The organism is Marinobacter zhanjiangensis, from assembly GCF_014651935.1.
Taxonomy (GTDB): Bacteria; Pseudomonadota; Gammaproteobacteria; order Pseudomonadales; family Oleiphilaceae; genus Marinobacter; species Marinobacter zhanjiangensis.
This window is the reverse complement of sequence record NZ_BMXV01000002.1, coordinates 677,824-697,136: the sequence shown is the minus strand read 5'-3', so window position 1 is coordinate 697,136 and position 19,313 is coordinate 677,824. Positions and strand designations below refer to the sequence as shown.

General features: G+C 57.4%; 20 protein-coding genes. 11 read left to right on the top strand and 9 right to left on the bottom strand.

The genetic code is table 11. The annotated features are described in order from the left end of the window. Positions 1 to 156: 156 nt before the first annotated feature. The 3 genes from IE079_RS06625 to IE079_RS06615 are packed head-to-tail and all read left to right on the top strand — an operon-like array spanning position 157 to position 1,478. Complete coding sequence (locus tag IE079_RS06625) at positions 157 to 645, top strand: hypothetical protein (protein ID WP_189574604.1); 489 nt, start codon at positions 157 to 159, stop codon at positions 643 to 645. Further along, positions 642 to 860 (top strand): hypothetical protein, encoded by a 219-nt coding sequence (locus IE079_RS06620; RefSeq protein WP_189574601.1) that lies wholly within the window; start codon positions 642 to 644, stop codon positions 858 to 860. Before IE079_RS06625 ends, IE079_RS06620 begins: the two co-directional genes overlap by 4 nt. 54 nt (positions 861 to 914) lie before the next feature. After that, the gene (locus IE079_RS06615) at positions 915 to 1,478 is read left to right on the top strand and encodes a DUF1240 domain-containing protein (protein WP_189574598.1); all 564 of its coding nucleotides are present in this window, start codon (positions 915 to 917) and stop codon (positions 1,476 to 1,478) included. A gap of 209 nt (positions 1,479 to 1,687) precedes the next feature. Here the strand turns inward: IE079_RS06615 and IE079_RS06610 are convergent, their stop codons facing one another. Then, a complete protein-coding gene (locus IE079_RS06610) occupies positions 1,688 to 3,811 on the bottom strand; it encodes a putative bifunctional diguanylate cyclase/phosphodiesterase (RefSeq protein ID WP_189574595.1) in 2,124 nt (707 codons plus the stop codon). Between the two features lie 191 nt (positions 3,812 to 4,002). Between IE079_RS06610 and IE079_RS06605 the strand changes: the two genes are divergently transcribed. From IE079_RS06605 to IE079_RS06590, 4 genes are all read left to right on the top strand, one after another. Beyond that, a complete protein-coding gene (locus tag IE079_RS06605) occupies positions 4,003 to 4,203 on the top strand; it encodes a DUF1656 domain-containing protein (protein ID WP_189574592.1) in 201 nt (66 codons plus the stop codon). A 9-nt stretch (positions 4,204 to 4,212) separates the two neighbouring features. After that, positions 4,213 to 5,073 (top strand): efflux RND transporter periplasmic adaptor subunit, encoded by an 861-nt coding sequence (locus IE079_RS06600; RefSeq protein WP_189574589.1) that lies wholly within the window; start codon positions 4,213 to 4,215, stop codon positions 5,071 to 5,073. Positions 5,074 to 5,086: 13 nt separating this feature from the next. Next, on the top strand, positions 5,087 to 7,183 hold the full coding sequence (locus tag IE079_RS06595; RefSeq protein ID WP_189574585.1) for an FUSC family protein: 2,097 nt from the start codon (positions 5,087 to 5,089) through the stop codon (positions 7,181 to 7,183). A gap of 115 nt (positions 7,184 to 7,298) precedes the next feature. Then, positions 7,299 to 7,766 carry a hypothetical protein gene (locus IE079_RS06590; RefSeq protein ID WP_189574582.1) on the top strand — a complete coding sequence of 156 codons (468 nt, stop codon included), beginning with the start codon at positions 7,299 to 7,301 and terminating at the stop codon, positions 7,764 to 7,766. 19 nt (positions 7,767 to 7,785) lie between these two features. Here IE079_RS06590 and IE079_RS06585 read toward each other — a convergent pair whose 3' ends face one another. Together IE079_RS06585 and IE079_RS06580 are read right to left on the bottom strand one after the other, a co-directional pair. Further along, positions 7,786 to 8,058, bottom strand: a complete 273-nt coding sequence (locus IE079_RS06585) for a CDGSH iron-sulfur domain-containing protein (RefSeq protein WP_189574579.1) — start codon at positions 8,056 to 8,058, stop codon at positions 7,786 to 7,788. A gap of 63 nt (positions 8,059 to 8,121) precedes the next feature. Beyond that, entirely contained in the window at positions 8,122 to 8,889 is a 768-nt protein-coding gene (locus tag IE079_RS06580) for an SDR family oxidoreductase (protein ID WP_189574576.1), read from the bottom strand. A 208-nt stretch (positions 8,890 to 9,097) separates the two neighbouring features. Here IE079_RS06580 and IE079_RS06575 point away from each other — a divergent pair, with 208 nt between their 5' ends. From IE079_RS06575 to IE079_RS06560, 4 genes are all read left to right on the top strand, one after another. Beyond that, the gene (locus IE079_RS06575; RefSeq protein ID WP_189574573.1) at positions 9,098 to 9,319 is read left to right on the top strand and encodes a DUF4177 domain-containing protein; all 222 of its coding nucleotides are present in this window, start codon (positions 9,098 to 9,100) and stop codon (positions 9,317 to 9,319) included. A 28-nt stretch (positions 9,320 to 9,347) separates the two neighbouring features. Then, positions 9,348 to 9,599, top strand: coding sequence for a membrane protein insertion efficiency factor YidD (gene yidD, locus IE079_RS19085; protein ID WP_227712350.1), 252 nt, complete (start codon positions 9,348 to 9,350; stop codon positions 9,597 to 9,599). Beyond that, positions 9,583 to 9,975 carry a TM2 domain-containing protein gene (locus IE079_RS06565; protein WP_189574570.1) on the top strand — a complete coding sequence of 131 codons (393 nt, stop codon included), beginning with the start codon at positions 9,583 to 9,585 and terminating at the stop codon, positions 9,973 to 9,975. The genes yidD and IE079_RS06565 overlap by 17 nt, the downstream gene beginning before the upstream one ends. 363 nt (positions 9,976 to 10,338) lie before the next feature. Beyond that, complete coding sequence (locus IE079_RS06560; protein WP_189574567.1) at positions 10,339 to 11,304, top strand: sensor domain-containing diguanylate cyclase; 966 nt, start codon at positions 10,339 to 10,341, stop codon at positions 11,302 to 11,304. Between the two features lie 124 nt (positions 11,305 to 11,428). Here the strand turns inward: IE079_RS06560 and IE079_RS06555 are convergent, their stop codons facing one another. The 6 genes from IE079_RS06555 to IE079_RS06530 all read right to left on the bottom strand — a co-directional run bounded on the left by IE079_RS06555 (position 11,429) and on the right by IE079_RS06530 (position 19,286). Beyond that, a complete protein-coding gene (locus tag IE079_RS06555; protein WP_189574548.1) occupies positions 11,429 to 12,724 on the bottom strand; it encodes a DUF1552 domain-containing protein in 1,296 nt (431 codons plus the stop codon). A gap of 10 nt (positions 12,725 to 12,734) precedes the next feature. Beyond that, positions 12,735 to 15,962: a DUF1592 domain-containing protein gene (locus IE079_RS06550; RefSeq protein ID WP_189574545.1), complete on the bottom strand. Its 3,228-nt coding sequence runs from the start codon at positions 15,960 to 15,962 to the stop codon at positions 12,735 to 12,737. 32 nt (positions 15,963 to 15,994) lie between these two features. Continuing rightward, entirely contained in the window at positions 15,995 to 16,996 is a 1,002-nt protein-coding gene (locus tag IE079_RS06545) for a cellulose binding domain-containing protein (RefSeq protein ID WP_189574541.1), read from the bottom strand. A 157-nt stretch (positions 16,997 to 17,153) separates the two neighbouring features. Further along, positions 17,154 to 17,783: a hypothetical protein gene (locus tag IE079_RS06540; protein ID WP_189574538.1), complete on the bottom strand. Its 630-nt coding sequence runs from the start codon at positions 17,781 to 17,783 to the stop codon at positions 17,154 to 17,156. A gap of 213 nt (positions 17,784 to 17,996) precedes the next feature. After that, a complete protein-coding gene (locus IE079_RS06535) occupies positions 17,997 to 18,512 on the bottom strand; it encodes a DUF192 domain-containing protein (protein ID WP_189574535.1) in 516 nt (171 codons plus the stop codon). A 12-nt stretch (positions 18,513 to 18,524) separates the two neighbouring features. Then, on the bottom strand, positions 18,525 to 19,286 hold the full coding sequence (locus tag IE079_RS06530) for an ABC transporter permease (protein ID WP_189574532.1): 762 nt from the start codon (positions 19,284 to 19,286) through the stop codon (positions 18,525 to 18,527). Between the last annotated feature and the right edge of the window lie 27 nt (positions 19,287 to 19,313).

Below are 19,313 nucleotides of genomic sequence, written 5' to 3'. Positions count from 1 at the left end.
CCATCGATAAAAGCGGGGGACAGTAGCTGGTTCTGTGGCCTGACGGCCACTCGGAGGTGGGTCAAAATTAATGGCCAGTAGTGGGTCATTTTAATTGGCCACTAACAACTGGGTCAGGCTCTTGCTCCCTTGTGGGATGACGCCACGGGCACCCTCGTGCGTGAAGATGCCCCCGTTCTCTCAAACGTTGTACGGTATGCCTTCAAATATCATCGTTCGATGCTCGCCGGGCGCCTGGCTGGGGGTGGTTTTACCACCTACGCCACCACTGGCGGACGATGGGGCCGTGGCCAAATCGGCAGACTCAGGCGGCCTGCCCAATTTTCCATTGGCATAGGGGTCTTTGTCACCAACGTCTCATTGGCCAGTTACGGCGCCGGCATGATGGCCGTTGGCCTTGGCAGAGCCAAACTGCGCGACGTGCTATTCTCCATTCTGACCGGTTCCGATATGCAGATACCACCCCACTTTGAACTGCTACTGGGCAAGGCTGCGTTATCGGCTGAGGAACTGGAACAAATGGAATGGCTCAGAGACATACTGGTGGAGATCAACAAACTCGCCCAGGTGGGAACCGGCCCGATACCGATCAGTGAATTCTGCTCAAAGCCAGAGAACATCGACTTCAAGGCCATTTGCGGATGATGAAAATTCTCAAAAGCCTGGTGGCTATTGTCCGATACCTCGCCGCAGCCTATTTCATCCAGATCGCGACCCTGATCGCGTTTTTGGTTGGTGGTGCCGCCTGGTCACACTTTGGCTCTCTCTGGGCTGCCGCTGCCGGATTCCTGCTGGTGATCATCGCAAGTGCTCCGATTTTTGGTCTGCTGCATGGGGAAATCAAACCCCCAGCCAGATAGAGCGACCATTAGAGTACAGGTTTTAACCGGTTACTGAACCCCGGAGCGCTTGAAATGGCCACTTCCCGTCAGAATGTTGATCGAAGGTCAATGCTGCTGTTTGGCGTTTTTTTTGTAGCCATTTCGGTATTCTTCATTGTCTACTCATTTACTACAATCGCCGACAACACCAATTTATACCTGCAGTTGCAACAATCTAAAGTAGCGGTCGTCCTGCAAGATACCGGCTTTCTCTTTTACTATGGCGGATGGGCAGTATTACTTTCTCTCCTGCTTATGGGTTTTTACAGCCTGTTTCTGGCCTATAAAGGAGAAAGGCCTCGTTCGTTAGATAAAAAGATCACGAAGGCGATGGGCTATTCTCTCATCCTGGGCTTGATACTCATGATATCAGGCAAGTTTGCGGCACAGCTCTACTGGACCAATGCCTTTGAACAAGCCGGCTATGTGGAGTGCGAAAACAGCTTTGGCATGACCCAAAGCTGGTCTACCAAGGTCTGGGTGCTCGACTCGGAATCATGCAGGACGCCATTCGATCCATACGGCATTTGGCGGAAGCAAGCAGGTATCGCGAGCGGTGTTGGCCGTAGCGAGGAAAGTGAAAATGGTATGCAGTGACTGTCCCCTGAAACGTCGCTTGGGCTCGGCGACGATGACAACATGGGAATAAAACTGGGGTAGATTATTTTCGACCCCCAAAAAAACTGATCGGTCCCCGATTCACAGACAACAGAAACGTGGGGACAATCCCGGGCCTTCACTTGACCGGTAACGGCCACTCTGGGGCGATCTCACGGTAGTGGATACCCTGGGTGCACCAACCGACTTTAAGAAGACTTTGTCTCGCGGTCCTGTCTGAGTAATGTCTCGAAATCATCCTGACGGAGGGGCCGGGAGAACAGGAAGCCCTGGGCATAGTCGCACCCGGTACGGGAGAGGAATTGCCACTGCTCGTCGTTTTCAACGCCTACCCCAACCACTTGGACGTTTATCGCGTGAGCCATGGCGATTATGGCTTCGAGTATGCGGTCGGAATCACCCCCCTGACCAGCGTCCTGGATCAGCTCTCTGTCTACCTTGACGCTCTCCATCCTGAACTCCTGAAGAGCCAGTAAAGAGAAAGGTTCAATACCAAAGTCGTCGATTGCCAGGTTTAGCCGCAAACCTGCCAAACCCAAGCCCTTGACCGGATTGAAACCGGAGTCACGAATGTTGTTCAGGGACGCCGGGGTGAGTTCCATGGTGACCCGGCTCTCATCAAGACCCACTTGTGTCAGCCGCTCTCGCCATTGGTTCACAAGGCTTCGTGTAAAAAAGGAGGCTGGTGATTCGTTTATGCTAATCGGAAACGCTTCCCCATTCAGGTCGCGCCACCGGCGCGAGCAGGCTACGGCCTGCTCCAGTACATAGGCGTTGATGCGGTCTGCCAGGTCGTTTTGTTCAGTGATGCTGAGAAAGGCGTCCGGAGTCAATAACCCCTTGTCCGGATGATTCCACCGGAGCAAAGCTTCAGCCCTGGTTATGGCGCCAGTGTGGATGTCGATTATAGGCTGGTAGTAAACCTCCAGTTGGTTCTCCCCGAGGGCGTCATTCAGTTCCCTGTTTAACCGCATATGCTCTGATTCGCTCCGCGCCATCCAGGACTCGTAGATCTGAACCTGTTGGCCTCCATATTCTTTTGCGGCGTACATGGCCTGGTCGGCGTTGTGCATCAGCTGGTCGACATCCTTTCCATCATCGGGGAAAAGAGTCAGCCCTATGCTGCCGGAAATGGATACCCGGTGAGAATCAACGTCAAACGCCTGCTCAAGACTTGACAGGAGAGCCCTGGCAGCTTCCTTCGCACCTTCCCTGCCAGTTTCCTTCAGTATCACCGTGAATTCGTCTCCGCCAAGACGGGCCACGGTGTCCATGGCACGGACACTGGTACTTATCCGTTCGGCCACCTTCGTCAGAAGTCGGTCACCAGCCTTGTGGCCGAGCTGGTCGTTAGCTTGCTTGAAGCGGTCCAGGTCGATGAACAGCAGGGCAAAGGAACTTTCCCTTCGTTCGGCCTCCAGCAGGTTCTGCTCAAGCCGATCGAGAAACAGCCGTCGATTGGGGAGGCCGGTCAGTGAATCATAATTCGCGCTACGCCAAACCTGGCGCTCGGCCTGTTTGCGCTCAGTGATGTCCCGCGACGTCTTTGCGACAGCTTCTACTTCGTTCCGGTCGTTAAAGACCGGGACAAGCTGGCAGTCGAAGTGCCTCTCCGGGCCTGAGGGCAAGGCGCAATGGAACTCCCTGCGCTGAAACTGGCCAGTAGCAACGGTTTCAGCAATCGCCTCTTGCAAATCTGTGGCAAAGCCCAGGCCCAGCTCAAGCGGGGTTTTTCCGATAGCATCCCGAAATGGCTTATTCGCCAGATCGGCCATTGGAATGTTAAGAAACAGCACCTTGCCGTCGGGATCGAATATGGCGGAGGGGTCGGGGGAAACTTTCAGCATGGCTTCGAACAGGCGTGTTTCCTGTTCTTTTCGGGCGGAGTAGCTCGACACCGAGTCGGCGATCAATTGATCAATAGCCTCGATAAAACTCAGAATCTCATCGATATCGCTGTCGGCGCTGCCCCGCTGAGCCTCACGCCAGTCCTGTATAACCCGTACCCGCAGGGTCCGCAGCTCCTGTATCATCTGAAGCATGGAAAGACCTTGAATATGCCGGTCTGAACCATGTTTATCAGCGGCTTCCGAAGCGGGAGATCTGGCTTTCTTTTGTGCTTTGCGTGCCGACTCCCGATCGGTCCGGGGTGTCAAAAGGTCTTGGGTAACAAACTCGAGCATTGCACGAGCATGGTCCTCCAGGGCGCGGCTGTCTTCGCCCCTCAATTCCGGGGCTATTTCCACCGCGGCTTCTTCCCAGTCTTTAAGAAGTTGTTCCATTTCCGTCTGAATAAATTGGGCGAGCTTCATAGCGAGAGACATCCTCCGTGATAGGTCAGCGGGTACCAACGTGGTTAAAAAAACGTCAACATCAGGAGTCCGCGTACTCCATTAACATGATTCCAGAAAACTATTTCAGGGTATACAGATCGAGTATATTTTGGGGGCATGATTAACAGCTTTCGTAGCCACTTCAGCCATCACACAACGAGAAGGGACGCATGCTTCACGAACTGAGCTTTGGCGGAATGCTGTTCAGCCCATTGTTGGTGCTGGTGCCGATGGCGTTTATTTTAAGCGCTGTCACCCGGTTTGCGTTGCACCGTCTGGACCTGCACCGCTACATCTGGAAGCAGGCATGGTTCGATGTCGCTGCATTCGTTTGCTACCTGGCAATCATTGTTTATCTGTTTGGGAACTAGGGAAGACTCATGGGAAAGCTACTGCGTGTCGGTATTACGTTGCTGGTGATCGCGCTGGCGATTGTCGCCGGCAGTTGGGTCTGGAACCATTATCTGTATTCGCCCTGGACCCGCGACGGAAGGATTCGTGCCGATGTCATCACGATTGCGCCAGATGTTTCAGGCTGGGTCACGCAAGTGAGCGTGAAGAACAATCAGGCTGTCAACCAGGGCGATCCGCTCTTTACTATTGACGATACGCGCTATCAGGTGGTGTTTGCGGAAGCCAGGGCGAAAGTCGCAGAGAAACGCAGCGCTCTGGAGTTGGCCAGGCATAAGTACCAGAGTCGACAAGGGGACGCTGACCCCCAGGCCACCACTGAGGAAGCGCTGGAAATCTACCGCATTCAGATGGAGTCTGCGCAGGCAAGTTATGAACGTGCCATGGCGGAACTGGAGATGGCGCGTATTGATCTGGAGCGCACACAGGTGGTGGCACCGGCAGACGGCACCATCAGCAACCTGCATTTGCGTCAGGGCAATTACGTTAATAAAGGAACGGCGGTGTTATCTGAGGTGATAGCCAATTCGTTTTACGTCACCGGGTACTTTGAAGAAACCAAACTGCAGTTGGTGCAGGTGGGGCAGCCCGCTCGGATGACACTGATGGGTGCCGACCGCACGTTGACTGGCACCGTTGTCAGCATTTCCCCGGGAATTGCCGATACCAACACCAGCAGCAACGATCAGATGCTTCCCCGGGTACAGCAGACATCCAACTGGGTGCGGCTGGCCCAGCGGATTCCGGTGAATATCGCGCTGGATCCGGTGCCGGAGGATATACATCTGAGTGCCGGGATGACGGTGTCGATTTATCTGGACTCCGAGTAGCGAGCCGGTGCGTATGTCTCTCCATCCGCTACTCACGCAACTCCTGACCCCGAACCGATACGCCGTGATTTTTGCCATCAAGGGTGTGGTCGCCATGGCGTTGGCGTTGTTTGTGTCGATGGCCCTGCAACTGGACCGTCCTTACTGGGCGATGGTCGCGGCGGTCTTTCTCCAGATCCGGCCGGAGAGTGGACTGGTAATCGAGAAGGCGCTTTGCCTGATCGGTGGTTCGGCGGTTGGCGGCGGCTTTGGCGTTGTGGTGCTTGCCTTCCTGACACCGTATCCACTTCTGGCATTGGGCCTGCTAACTCTGTGGATTGGTCTGAATTCGGCAGCCTCCTCCATGGTGCACAACACCAACTATATCTATGCTTTCGCGATGGCGGGGATGACGGCCGGGCTGGTGGTTATCCTGGTGATGGCGGATGCCAGCACCACCAACAGCCAGGCGGTTTTTGCCATCGCCCAGGCCCGGATCAGCGAGATCGCCACTGGCGCCGTGTGTGCCATGCTGGTCAGCCAGCTGTTATGGCCAGTGACCGTGAAAGATGGCCTGCGTGTGAATGCCCGCAACGTGATTAACAAAACGCTGGCCTATCTCACGCTGGAGCTGGAGCCAGGAAGCTCCCACGAGCAGCGTCACCAACACGCGGACGAAATTCTCGAAACCCTGGTGGCACTCAATGACGATTCCAGCGCTGTTACCTACGAAGGCCCGGAAGGCTCCGGCCGGAGCAGGGCAGCCCATTTGTTGTGCAACAAGGTAATGTCCCTGCTGGCGGTCACCCAGATTTTGGGGCGCTTCCACCGGAATCATGGCGACCTGGTGTCACCCGCGTTCAGTGAGGTGCTCAGCCAGATGCGCCGTTACTTCGGGGAAATCGCGGAAGCAGACACCTATCAGAAAAGCTACGTGCTTGCCCACGAGCTGCGGCGATCCTTGCTGGAGCAACAAACCGGGTTCAGGAATGAGTCCGCCATCGTCACGCGCCTGACCAGGACGGCACTGGAGCTGGTGAGTGATCTGGTGGTGGTATTGCGGGCCTACAACGCGCTGGAAAGCCGTGACCGGACGTTGCTCAAGGCACCCATGCTGGAAACCCATCGGGATCCGCTGGTCGGACTGATCAACGGGTTTCGCACAGCCATGATATTTGTCATCGGGGCGGTTATCTGGATCCAGACGGCAAGCTCGGCAGCCTTGATGATCATGATCATGCCCGTGGTATTTTCCGTGATGTTCGCCCGTTTTTCGCTGGCTGAGCTGACGCCTATTCTGCGTCGGGTGCTGCTTGGCGCAACGGTGGCTATCCCTTTCGCACTGTTCTTCGGGCTGGGCCTGTTATCCAGGGTCAGCGGCAATTTTGAGCTCCTGGTTCTGGTTTTGGCCGGACCTTATTTCTTTGGCCTGCTGGCCCTTGCCGATCGTCCTACGCTGCCTTACGGCCTGGGCTTCTGTATTTCGTTCACCATCATCACGCAGCCAAGCAACAGCATGACATTCAATGCCGAAAGCGCGGTGAATATTGCTTTGGGGCTGTTTGTGGGAATCAGTATTCTCTATTGGGTATTCAAACTCATTACTCCACCGGACAGTCGGTTTATGCAGCGTCGCCTGCTGAGATCAACGGCCCGTGATCTGGTCGTTATTGACGATCACGAACAGGCGGAAAACTGGTTCAATGGTCGTATGGGGGAGCGCCTGTTGCGGCTGGCCAATTATGACCAGAGTTCCGGAAGCAGCGATCGCTACATGACGGACCTGGGATTTACCGGGCTCAATCTCGGGCATGTGTCCATTCGTCTGCGCAGGCTGATTCAGGACCATCGCAGTCCCACGGTTGATACGCTTCTGAAGGAGTGGCAGCAGACCCTGGCCGAAACCTACCTGTTGAGTGCCCGGGGGGCCACGAATCCAGCGTTCCGGAAGGCGAATGCCAGGCTGCTTGAGGCGATTCATGGCCAACGGAACCCGGATCAGAAAACGGTGATCATCGAAGGCATGTTTGAACGGCTGGCACTGACATTGGAGCGAACCGCAAGAACAGTGGCTGAGGCGACAGGCCAGACGACGTTATCCTCTGCAGTGCCTGATCCGCTGGCCGAATAGGGCCGAGGCCGCACCTGTCGGAAGTGGTGACACGGTCAAAAGAGACTGACACCCACCCCTGTGCTATATTTCCGCGCTTCCCGTCAAAAACCAACCAAGAAGTCAGGATTTAACCATGCCCCGTCTATCGCTCATTCTGTGTGCTTTTTTGGCTTTGCTTGCCGGCAACGCTTATTCGTCTGATCTTGAACCCTGGTACGAAAAGGTGCTCACGCAGGATGATCCGAATACGCTGGCCTATTATACGTTCACGGACAATGAATGCTTCGGAGCCGAAGAGGATCACCTTAATGAATTGATCGAGGGTATTTTCATCCGGTCCCGGATCAAGCCAGTGGCTTCACTGTCAGATCCGCTCTATCTGAATGTGATACTGACCTGCCTGAGGTCCAGTGACGACTCGTTTGTGGCGTACACCGTTGATGTGGGCTTCGGACGTTACAATCCCCGGCCTGCGGTTATTTATGACAAGCCTTATGGAAGTATTGGCTATGGCCAGAGCATGGAGTTTATTTCCAGCCAGGTCAGGGAAAATGTTGAGGCCGCTTTGACGGATTATCTCTCGGTAAACTTCAACCTCTGATGCTGTCCGCGGTTGGCTCCTAGCCGGGGCCTTCCGTGCCAACCTGATCCTTGTCGAATTGAGCGTGGGTGCCGTCACAGTAGGGGGCATCGCCAGTGTGTTTGCACTGGCAGAGGAACGCATGGCCGTCTTCTTCCGCCACGAAGGGTTTGGGGGTGATGCCCGTGCCTGAGTGGGAGCCGTCGCAGAAGGGTTGGTTGGCCGAACGCCCGCAGGCGCAGAACACGTACTTTTTGCCTTTCTCCAACGTGACTTTTGCGGGCTTGTTATCTGCAATGACTGGATTGCTCATACGCTCTCTCCTCAATTATTGTCATTTTGCATTACGGCCTCGCCGGTGATGCGGATTGGCGGACTAGTCCTCGTAAATCATCTTGCGGGTCATGCCGCCATCGATCACGAAGTTCTGACCGGTCACGAACCGGGCCTCAGGCGAGACCAGGTAGGCGACCATGGCCGCTACGTCGCCGGGTGTGCCCACGCGGCCACTGGGGTGCTGCTGATGATCGGAGGCCGACAGGGGGGCGGGCTCGGAGGGCGCATTGGCCTGCCAGGCACGGACATCGATCCAGCCGGGGCTGATGCTGTTAGCCCGGACATCCGGGCCCAGGCTCACAGCCAGAGCGTGGGTCAGGGCGAGCAGGCCGCCCTTGCTGGCCGCGTAGGCCTCGCTATCCGGCTCGGACTGAAGCGCGCGGGTGGAGGCCATGTTGACGATGCTGCCCCCGGTTTTGCGGAGGTGCGGCACCGTGTGCTTTGCCATCAGGAAGGCCCCGGTCAGGTTGACGTCGATTCGCCGCTGCCACTGGGCAAGCTCAAGCGTCTCAACAGGCCCGGTGTCCGGATCCGCCAGTCCCGCATTATTGACCACGGCGTCAAGCCGCTCACCCCATTCCACGGCCGCGGCCACGGCGGCGACCACCTCGGACTCGCGGGAAACATCCGTTTCGATCATGAGCAGGTTGTCCGGATTGCCGAAACCCTGTCTGCATGCCTGGATGGCGTCTGCATCCTGATCGACAACCACCACTCGCCAGCCCTTGTCCAGGAAACTGGCAGCAATGCCCTTGCCGATGCCCTGGGCGCCGCCGGTTACGAGTATGACCGGGAGTTGCTCTGCCATGTGTCCTGGCTCCTTGTGATCGGGAAATGTTGATAGGGGACCGGGTCGTTCTTTTGAGACCTTACCAACGGGACACTAGCACTGAATTGCAGTTTTTTGTAAAACGGAGCCGGCTTCCCCGCTCTTATGGTTTAGAGTCCGGTCTGGTCACACGCGCAACCGGTCACGCAAGTACTGGTTATCCAATGGGTTTTACTGAGGAGGTTTTATGGCAACGGGCGGTTTTTCGGAATACAAGATGGTTCATATTGCAGAGGGTGGTTGCGGTACGCTGCTGCTTGGGTCCTCCGGGCTGCCGCTCAGAAAGATTGAGGCCGAGCTCAACCGTTATGCCGCTGAGGGCTGGCAGGTTGTTTTCCAGGTGCTGGAGATGAAGCGTTTCTGGCTGTTCTGGCAGCGCGAAGCGGTCATCGTTACCCTGGGCCGGTAGTAAGCATGGATTTGAGGGGCGGTAAAGGATGCTGAAAGGGCCGGCACTGGGACTGATCCGTTTTTATCGGAAGACCGGTGGCGGAGCAAGGTGGTTCGGAGTCGACTGTAATTTCGAACCCAGCTGTTCTGCCTATGCTGAAGAGGCGATCGGGCATTTCGGGTTCCGCCACGGATTAAAGCTGACGTTGAATCGACTGCGCCGGTGCAACAGGCCCGACGCTATCTGCAAGTGTATCGAGCCGGTGTTGAAGGACACAGATCATGTTGAGGCAGGCTGATGTTGAAGCGGAGGAGGAGTCACTCCGTCAAGCGATTCGGGAACTGCCCGACGAGCAGAAGAGACAGTTTTTCGACATGGTCCGAAAAGAGGTGAAGGACCCTGACACATACGCCACGTTAAACTGGTTTTTCATGGTGGGGCTGCATCACTTCTATCTGAGGCGATGGGTGAGGGGACTCATTGTTCTTTTCGCACTGATTATTTCGATTGGCCTGTTCCTGTCCGGCTCGATCTGGCCTGCCGTCTTCCTGCTCCTGGTTGTCTACGCCCGGGAGTTCTGGGAACTTTTCAGGTCGCAGATCATTGTTCAGGACTGGAACAATCGTCTTTATCGCGATCGGCTGACGGAAGCTTCCGATTCCGCAGAACAATAACCTCGACTGTTTGTTACCGAACAGAGGCGAGTGGGCTGTTACTGATAATTTTTGAATTAACGGACACTTATTTTGAAACTCGGGCATTGGGGTGGGCTTTATGTAAGCTCTCTCCTGCATCTCCCACGCGAGATTGGCATCGACGGAAAAATTAGTGTCTGGAAGCGCTGATTTTCCTTTTTCCTGTAGAGGCTGGAGAGATTTACGGGGGCTTCCCCTTGAAGATCTTCATTGAGTACTTTGACTGGTATACCCGACATGGCTTTCTGAAACCATGTTTAAAGGGCTACGCGGGCGGCAGATCTCAGCGGTGTGTGAAATACGTTGGTATCCACCAATAGATGATGGAGGAGACTCCTTGCTATGAAACTTGCCCGATTCGTTCAGACCGAAATGATGCAACTGCTTGAAGACCTGCAGGAAACTGGCCCCGAATGTCGTGGCGAAGACAGCCGCGCCCTGAAAGAACATTCTCATTCGATGGAGCATCTCGTCAGCGCGCCGCTTCGGGACATTGACAGAAAAACCCCGCTTGATCTGGTTCTGGAGCTGGCCACAGAGCTGCACGACGCGATCAGTAAAACCGTTACCACCGGTCAGTCTCAGCGCAGGGAGTTTCATCTCTGTTTACCCTCCTATTTTGACTGCCAGTTCGTCCCGGTTTTTAACGGCCAAAACGAAATTGAAGCTGTCGTGAAGACGTCGCGGGACATCTCTGAGCGCAGGCAAACTGACTATCAGGCCTGGCGAAGCGTCAATTTCGATCCACTCACTGGTCTCCCCAACCGGTTATTGTTTATTGATCGGCTCGAGCGGGTTCTGCTCGAGGCCCAGCGGGAGGGCAGCTCCTTTGCCCTGCTATTCATAGGACTGGACGGCTTCAAGCAAACTAACGACCAGCTCGGCCATAAGGCCGCTGATCGGCTTCTGGCGCAGGTGGCCGAGCGGATAAGCACCAGGGTCCGGACCATGGATACCCTGGCCCGCCTCGGAGGAGACGAATTCACCCTGATCCTGCAAGAGACCAACAGGAATGGTGCGAAGGAAGCCGCCAGGAAAGTTCTGACCAGTCTCAAACAGGGCTTTGAGGTTGATTCCCAACGGATACACATTTCCGGCAGCATCGGCCTGGCGCTTTTCCCCAATGATGGCCAGGATGTCGACACGCTGATGGACGATGCCGATCAGGCCATGTACGCCGCCAAAGCCCATGGAGGCCAACGGGTTCAGGTTTACGAGTCGTCGATGGCGCCGCGCGAATCAGAGCAAACGTGGTTGAGCAAGGACTTGCATGATGCCCTCAGGGAGAATCAACTGAGGGCCTGCTAACTCCCGAAACCGGGCTGAGTGAGCGCGCACAAAAAAGCCCCGTCAGAGCGGGGCTGAATTTTTTCAGACCGAGTTTCTTGTTATTGCCTGCAGTGACGCCACTTCCCTGTGGCGGGTCGCTGGATCAGGCGAGCAGGCCGGGCAGGCCGCCGGTGCCGTGGCCGGTGTAGCCGAAGCTGTCGATGTTGACGTCCATCATATTGGCGATGGATACCAGCAGCTTGCTGTGGGCATCGCCGCCGAAGTCGACATAACGGCCGGTTTGCAGGGCGCCGCCGGCGTTGCCTGCAAGGATAAACGGCATGTTCCGGTGATCGTGGGCATTGCTGTCACCCAGTTCCGAACACAGGAAGATGACCGTGTTGTGCAGCAGGCTGTTGCCGTCGGTGTCGGTACGGCTTGCCAGGTTTTCGATCAGGTAGCGGAACTGGCGCATGTGGTACTGCTTGTACTGCACGAATTTGTCCGCGGTCTCGCTGTCTCTGGCGCCATAGTGGGAGGTGTCATGGTGACCCTGGTCGATGCCTTCCAGCCGCAGCGGGCTGACGGGATGGGACCACATCAGTGAGGCCACCCGGGTCATGTCACAGGAGAAGGCTTCGGTAATCACGTCCATCTGCAGCCGCCCGATGGTCTGGTAGTGCTCGTCCAGGTGGATCTTGGGTGGGTAGCCGTTCCAGCCTTCGGGTACGGTGAAGTTGTCGCTGTTGAAGCCGCCGGTATTACAGACTCCGGCTTCGGCCCCTGCATCCAGGATCCGCGACTCAACCTCCCGCAGGCTCTGGGTGTGGAACTCCAGTTTTTCCCGCTCATTCTGGCCGAGTTTGCTGTTCATGGCATTCAGGTCGGCGAGCACCCGGTCAAGGATGCTGCGCTTGCGCCTGTCTGCCAGGGGCTCATCACCGCCATTGCCGCCCGCACCGAACATGGTGTCGAAGGCGTTGATGGGGTTGTCGTTCGGGGTGATGGGTACATTCCCGGAACTGAAGTTGAAGACGTTGCCCGCGCCATTCTGGAAGGTCGCGGCCACCCCCAGGTTCATGGATTTGAACGGCGTGGCGGAGCCGAGCCGCTGGGCCAGGAAATAATCCAGCGATTCAGTGTTGTTGCCGGTGAGTACCTTGGCAACGCCGCCTTCGTGCGTGTGGCCACCTTCATACATGTTCAGGCCACTGGCGAACAGGCAGTGCTGGCGCACCGCTTCCAGCGGACTGGTCATCTCGTTGAGCTGGAAGTCAAACTCACCGCCGGTGGGGTGGAACCGCTGGGGGATACACCCGTCCGGAATGTACATGAAGATAGCGCGCTTGGCGGTAGCACCCTGCGCTGTTGCAACCCGGGCCCAGGGCATCGTCGCCAGGGGCAGCGCGAGTGCGCTGCCACCGAGGCCTTTGAGAAACTGACGTCTGTTGGGATTCATGACGATCTCCTTATTGATCTCTGCGCAGAGTGAACGTCTGCAGCTGAGTGATGCCCACCATCAGCTCTTGCAGGTTGTAGTCGCTGGCTGCGAACAGCTGGGTCAGGTTGTCGATGGTGTTTTCATCCGATGACGTTTCGATATAGCCACGGGCAAACCGGTAGAACTGGGTCGCCAGACAGCTCTTGCTGCTGTCTGTCTGCGACAGTACCTGTTGCATCTGGCGAACCCCGTCGTAGGCCGCGCTGGAGTCGTCCAGCAGGCTTTCCAGGCCGTAGATTTCACCGTAGGTGTTGACCTGTTTGCCGTTGTCGGTGGTGCGGTAGCCACCGGCACCGTCAAAGGCCGCGAAGCCGAAGCCAACGCCGTTGATGTACAGGTGACAGGTCTGGCAGTCAGGGTCGCCGGTTTTCTCTTCAAACCGCTCACGGGTGGTGTAGTTCGGATCGGGATCCGGGAAGCTGGTATCCAGCTCTTCCGGGGGTGGTGGCAGGTCCTGGCACATCAGACGACGGCGCACGAAGTTGCCCCGGGGAATCGGAGCGGATTCGTTGGCATGACCGTGGGCGGCCATGACCGCACCGGTGGCAAGGATGCCGCCGCGGGTGCCGGTGGTATCGGTGACCATGCGGATATTGTCACCACTCACGCCCGGCAGGTTGTAGTAGTTGGCCAGGGCCTGGTTGACGAACACATAGTCGGCGTTCAGCAGCTCCTGGAATCGGCCGGTGGAGTCATACATCACGTGGGTGAAGAACGCCCGCAGCTCCTTGTGCATGGCATCGCGAACGTCGCCGTTAAAGCGCGGGTAGATGTGCGGATCCTTGCTGCCCATGGAAGCGGGGTCCGCTTCAAGCCACTGCTCGACGAAGTGACCCATGTGGATGCGGGCCTGCTCGGTCTGCAGCAGTCGACGGGCCTGGCTGGCCAGTTGTTCCGGAGTCTCCAGCTGGTTGCTGCCTGCGGCGGCCAGCAGGGCGTCATCCGGGATGGTGCCCTGGAAGATAAAGGACAGCTGAGAGGCCAGCTCGTAGGGCGTCAGCTCGTAGACGCCGTTGCCCTGGGCTTCGCCCAGCTCGCTGATATAGAGAAAGTTGGGGGAGACCAGCATGGCCTCGATAACCGCGGTCATGCCACTGTTGAAATCACCCTGGTCCTTGAACAGCGATACATAGCCACTGCGTTCCTCATTGGTCAGCGGACGACGGAATGCCTTCAGGCCGAAGTTCTCCACGAACTGCTGAGCGCAGCCGTTGGTGTTTTCGTCACAGGAGAGCAGGGCGCCTTTCTGCTGGCTGACAGCATCACCGGCCAACTGCGCGGCGGCACGCATGTACTCGTCGAAGTGACGGGCGGTCACGTAGTTCTTGGCGGCGTTGTTGCTGAAACCCTTCACCCGCGCTTCCGTGGGGAAGTTGGTGGTGATGTTGTCGGCATTCACGCCCAGCAGGTCAGTGACCGCGTTTTCATACTGGTACCGGGTCAGCAGGTTGAGTTGACGCGGGCCGGCGGTCTCGTCTTCCAGGCTGACCGGGTCGCCGCCCTGTTCGCTCCAGAAGTTGTCGGCGATGTGCTCGCCAACGGTCTGGGCACAGTCATCGACGCAGCGGCCGGCGTTGCCCAGTGGCATGGTGGCGTCGATGTAGCTGACCAGTGAGCTGAGCTCGGATGCCTGGGTCAGGGAAACGCCAACTGCGCCGCCGGAGCCGTCTGCGCCGTGGCACGAGGCACACTGGGTGGCATAGATCTCAGCACCGTCCAGTTCTTCTACGGGGTTTTCACCGTCGTCGCCATCGCCGCCGTTGTCGTTGTCGGAATCACCACCATCATCCGGTGTGCCGCCATTGTCGTTACCGCCGTCATCACTGCCGGGGTCTTCACCGGGATCGGTCCCCGGGTCATCACCACCGTCATCACCAGGCATGTCGTCACCCGGCTGGGCGTTAACGATCACATTGCCTGAGGACATGGAGGGTACGCTGTCGTTGACCGCAATCACCCGGTAGGTGTAGTTGCCCTCGGCCTCCAGCTGCTCCATCCACTGGGTCTGATTGGCGTCAACGGCCGCGCGGGTCTCCCAGTAACCATCGCCCATTTGACGCTTGATCACGAAGCTGGTCTCGTTGCTGCTGAGATCCTGCCAGCTTACGGTCACCGTGCTGTTGGCTGCGGTATAGGCTGCATCCACGATGGATGGCGCCGCCGGTGCAGTGCCGGCTTCCACAGGCATCAGGTTATCGGCATTATCCCCAGTGATTGCCGTGAAGCTGAGGTTGAAGTATACCGGCACGGTCTGGCCAATGGCGGACAGCCCGGCCAGGCTACGCAGGGTTTCAATACCACCGGTCAGCTCGAAGTCGCCGCCCTGGATCATCACCGGCCGTGCGGTACGTACCGCGACACGGTCGTCGGCGGTGCGGATAACCATCACGTCCGCGGTGGTGTCCTGGCTGACGCCGTTCAGGCTGAGACGACCGTCCAGGGTCATCATTTCGGCTTCGCCCGGTTCCTGTGCGGTCACGGTCGCTATGTCCACGTAGGTGGTAAAGTACAGGGTGGGCAGCAGGCCACTGGCGAACAGGTAGTCACGGATTCGCTCGTCCCGTATGCCGATACCTGTGTCGACCGTGTTCAGGTCGATGGCCAGGGTAGCCTTGCCACTGGTGTCCACAAAGGCCTGCAGGTTCTGGAAGCTCTGGGCTTCCGCCACGTTGGTGTTCTTGACGGTGATGAACGAGAAGTCCGACTCGGCACCGTTCAGGGACCAGCCCATGACCGGCTCATCCGGTGTACCGCTGTCGGGGGCGTCGTCGCCGGGCGAGTCATCACCGGGATCGGATCCGCCATCATCCACCGGGCTGCCACAGCTTTCCCCGTTAAGGAAAAATTCGGTGGGCAGGCTGCCGGAGGGGTTCTCGATGTTGAAGCCGAAGTCGAACTGGCTGCCGCTGGCAACAGTGCCGTTGTAGCCGGCATCGATCACGCCGACCTGCTTGCCTTGCTGTTCGAAATGACCTTTCCAGAGGTTGGAGATCTTTTCGTTGCCAGGGAAGGTCCAGGAAAGGTCCCATTGTTCCAGCCCGGGGCCATTGTACTGAACGCTCACCTGGTGGGTGGCGCCCATGCCCCAGTTATTGGTTTCCTGGTAGTCCACGGTACAGAGCTCGTTGGCCAGGGCAGCATTGCCGACCATGACCCCCGCGGTCAGTGACAGCAGGTTTTTTAATAAGGGTTTCATAAAAGCCTCTCTCATGCGGTGTCAGGAGCGCGTCACGGTGTCGTGGGCCCGTTGGCTTCGAAGAACAGGGCGAAGTCCACGGGGACGGCAATGCTGATGGAGTTCAGGCCGGCCACTTCCCGCAGGACTTCAACACCGCCCTGAAGGCCGAACTGGTCCGCCGTGATGATCAGCGGTTGGGCACTGCTGACGAGGAACCGCTGGTCGCCCAGATGCTGTACCCGAAGCTGACTGTTGAGTTCGCGGGTTTCGCCGCTGATCTGAACCTGCGCGGGAATGTCCAGGGTCATGACTTCGCCGGCACCCAGGCCCTGTACCTGCGAAAGGTTTTCGCCCAGCTCGATGGCCACGGTGGCGGTGGGCGTCTGGCCGGTGTGGAACAGCATCTCTTTCAGGCGCTGATTGCGGATATCAATGCCGGTCTCGACTGTGTTGAGGTCGATGTCCAGGGTGGCGATACCGTCATCGGAAACCGCTCCGGAAAGGGTGCCAAAGCGATGGCTCTCCACCTTGTTGGTATTCTTGGTGGTGACGAAACCGAGATAGGAATCATCGGCGTCCAGTGACCAGGTTGACGGGGTGTCCGGGGTTTGCGGATTGTCGCCCGGAGTATCGGGCTCGTCCGGATCTACCGGATCTTCAGGCGAATCGGCCGGTTCGCCGCAGGGCTCGCCGTTGAGGTAGAACTCCTCGGGTATTTCCCCCGAGGGATTACGCACGTTGAAACCGAATTTGATTTCCCGTCCCTCACTCAGGCGGGCATTCCACAGCAGGTTTTCAACCGTTACGTTCTGGCCCTCCTGGCTGTGGCTGACATTGAAGATGGAGTCAATGGTGTCCTGGCCGGGAAATTTCCAGCTCAGCTCCCAGCCGCTGACCTCGGGGCCGTTGTAGGTCATCTGGACCCGGTGGACAGCGCCGGTCTGCCAGCTGTGCTGGATCCTGTAATCGACGTCACAGAGCGAATCAGCGGCTGCTGTACCGGACAGCGCCGTACTGCACAACAGCAGTGCCAGTCTGGATTTAGTCTTCATAGCACACGTTTTTAATCCTGTACCTGATGGTTAAACACGACTACCGCCCGGGGGCGGGTAGCAAGCGGTGGACCGTACTGCTGACATCGGTCGTGAAAATCTCGGGGTACTGCTTTCACTGGATACTGCGGAACCCGGGTATGCGGGGAAGCCCACGCTATGACCTCGCTGTCGGACGGCGGACAGGCCGGTCAATAACGAACCGTTTGAAGGGCTCGAGGAATAACTTGAATATCAGCAGCATCAGCAGGCAGGTGCTGCTGAGCATGAGGAAATAGAACGCCAGGATGTTCTCCATCCCGGTGGTGAAATTCAGGGAGCTGGCTATGCCCAGTACCAGGGGGAAGCCCCAGGAAATGATGGAGATGCTGGACAGGGTGAACATCATAGCTTTCTCGTCGACGGTCACCCGGTGAAACATGTGGTGGCCCAGGTTGCGGTCGAGTACGGGGAACACCTTGTGGTGCAGGAAGTAACCGTTAACGGTCAGCACGATCACGATGACAACCTTGGCCCACACTTTCGGGTTGCCCAGCAGTTCGGGCTGTGATTGCCAGTAGATCCAGAGGAAGGCCAGGCCGGTGCCCCAGAGAATGATCAGCCCCAGCGTGACCAGTCGCGCAATAAAGTGGAACAGCACCAGCTTTTCATGGGTAATGCGTTCGAGGTAGAAATAGCGGAAGGCGATGATGTCGAGGGTCAGGGCGCCGCCGACACCAAAGGCGAGACCGATCAGGTGGCCAGCGATAAACAGGGTTTTCAGTGTTTCAATCGGTGGCAGTTCCATGGCGTCACATCCTTGAGTTGCATTCCTGGCCCCGGTACGTCCATTTCCGGGGTGCCAATCGCGGTCACATAAATGAAATTTTATTCATTGGCGACAGTTACTTACGTCTGACCAGCAATAGCCATGGGCAGTATAAGGATTTATGCAAACAGGAAGACAGTGCAGGAAGTGACGCTTGTGAGATCAGTCAAGGCGGAAAGCGAAATGGGTAACCTAATCGACAGAGGGGCAAGTAATATTGTCGTTCAGGTTTGCAACTAATCTGTCGCCAACGGCAACAGAATGGTCGGCAAAGAAGCCCGCATTCATTTCCAGCACGTGCCGGTGACGGACACCGGGAGCCCAGCTCGGGCAATTTCTGGCGGATTCGGTCTTGCAGGGAGTCATGGTGTCCATGGCCAGTATGACACCGTCATCATCAAGCCAGGCAATGTCCAGGGGGATGCGCGTCCGGTACATCCAGAAGCCGGCGTTGGCGTCACGTTCGGCGGGGTAGACAAACAACATGCCGGCATCTTCCGGCAGGGATTCGCGCTCCATCAGGCCGTAACGGTGTTCCACCGGGCTGGTGGCCTGCTCCAGCTGTACCGGTATCGCGTCAGACCCGGTTACCAGGCAGGCCTGGTAGGACTCGAGGGTCTGGGGCGGGGCCGACGACCCGGCGAGCGCCGGCCCGCCGATAAACAGCACCGGGAGCAGAACAAGCGCAATAGCCGTACACCGGTTCATCAATCGATGTCCTCAGGGCTTGAGCCGGTAACCGGTGCGGAAGATCCAGCTGACCAGCACCATACACAGGGTAAGGAACAACACAATCATGCCCACACTGATGCCCACGTGTATATCTGATACGCCGTAGAAGGCCCAGCGGAAGCCGGAGATCAGGTAGACCACCGGGTTGAACAGGGTGATGGTCTGCCAGATCTCCGGCAGCATGTCGATGGAGTAGAAGGTGCCACCGAGAAAGACCAGCGGGGTGACAATCATCAACGGCACAATCTGCAGTTTTTCGAAGCCGTCTGCCCAGATGCCGATAATGAAGCCGAACAGGCTGAAGGTGACTGCGGTCAGCACCAGGAAAGACAGCATCCAGAACGGGTGCAGCACGCTGTAGTCAACGAACAGCCTGGCCGTGGCCAGAATGATCAGCCCCAGGATGACCGACTTGGTGGCGGCCGCCCCGACATAGCCGATGACCACTTCCACATAGGACACCGGCGCCGACAGCACTTCATAGATGGTGCCGGAGAACCGCGGCATATAGATGCCGAAACTGGCGTTGGAGATGCTCTGCATCAGAAGTGTCAGCATGATCAGCCCGGGGATGATGTAGGCGCCGTAGCTGATACCGTCGATATCTCCCATGCGGGAGCCGATAGCCGAGCCGAACACCACGAAGTACAGGGACGTGGAGATCACCGGCGAGGCGACACTCTGCATAAGGGTTCGCCACATACGGGACATTTCAAACTTGTAGATGGCGAGGGCGCCATACAGGTTCATAGACTCTCTCCAGTTTGTCTCGGATGC

Coding starts and splice junctions, on each gene's coding strand:
- IE079_RS06620 (WP_189574601.1), top strand. CDS start 642: ATGATGAAAATTCTCAAAAGCCTGGTGGCTATTGTCCGATACCTCGCC.
- IE079_RS06615 (WP_189574598.1), top strand. CDS start 915: ATGGCCACTTCCCGTCAGAATGTTGATCGAAGGTCAATGCTGCTGTTT.
- IE079_RS06610 (WP_189574595.1), bottom strand. CDS start 3,811: ATGAAGCTCGCCCAATTTATTCAGACGGAAATGGAACAACTTCTTAAA.
- IE079_RS06605 (WP_189574592.1), top strand. CDS start 4,003: ATGCTTCACGAACTGAGCTTTGGCGGAATGCTGTTCAGCCCATTGTTG.
- IE079_RS06600 (WP_189574589.1), top strand. CDS start 4,213: ATGGGAAAGCTACTGCGTGTCGGTATTACGTTGCTGGTGATCGCGCTG.
- IE079_RS06595 (WP_189574585.1), top strand. CDS start 5,087: ATGTCTCTCCATCCGCTACTCACGCAACTCCTGACCCCGAACCGATAC.
- IE079_RS06590 (WP_189574582.1), top strand. CDS start 7,299: ATGCCCCGTCTATCGCTCATTCTGTGTGCTTTTTTGGCTTTGCTTGCC.
- IE079_RS06585 (WP_189574579.1), bottom strand. CDS start 8,058: ATGAGCAATCCAGTCATTGCAGATAACAAGCCCGCAAAAGTCACGTTG.
- IE079_RS06580 (WP_189574576.1), bottom strand. CDS start 8,889: ATGGCAGAGCAACTCCCGGTCATACTCGTAACCGGCGGCGCCCAGGGC.
- IE079_RS06575 (WP_189574573.1), top strand. CDS start 9,098: ATGGCAACGGGCGGTTTTTCGGAATACAAGATGGTTCATATTGCAGAG.
- yidD (WP_227712350.1), top strand. CDS start 9,348: ATGCTGAAAGGGCCGGCACTGGGACTGATCCGTTTTTATCGGAAGACC.
- IE079_RS06565 (WP_189574570.1), top strand. CDS start 9,583: ATGTTGAGGCAGGCTGATGTTGAAGCGGAGGAGGAGTCACTCCGTCAA.
- IE079_RS06560 (WP_189574567.1), top strand. CDS start 10,339: ATGAAACTTGCCCGATTCGTTCAGACCGAAATGATGCAACTGCTTGAA.
- IE079_RS06555 (WP_189574548.1), bottom strand. CDS start 12,724: ATGAATCCCAACAGACGTCAGTTTCTCAAAGGCCTCGGTGGCAGCGCA.
- IE079_RS06550 (WP_189574545.1), bottom strand. CDS start 15,962: ATGAAACCCTTATTAAAAAACCTGCTGTCACTGACCGCGGGGGTCATG.
- IE079_RS06545 (WP_189574541.1), bottom strand. CDS start 16,996: ATGAAGACTAAATCCAGACTGGCACTGCTGTTGTGCAGTACGGCGCTG.
- IE079_RS06540 (WP_189574538.1), bottom strand. CDS start 17,783: ATGGAACTGCCACCGATTGAAACACTGAAAACCCTGTTTATCGCTGGC.
- IE079_RS06535 (WP_189574535.1), bottom strand. CDS start 18,512: ATGAACCGGTGTACGGCTATTGCGCTTGTTCTGCTCCCGGTGCTGTTT.
- IE079_RS06530 (WP_189574532.1), bottom strand. CDS start 19,286: ATGAACCTGTATGGCGCCCTCGCCATCTACAAGTTTGAAATGTCCCGT.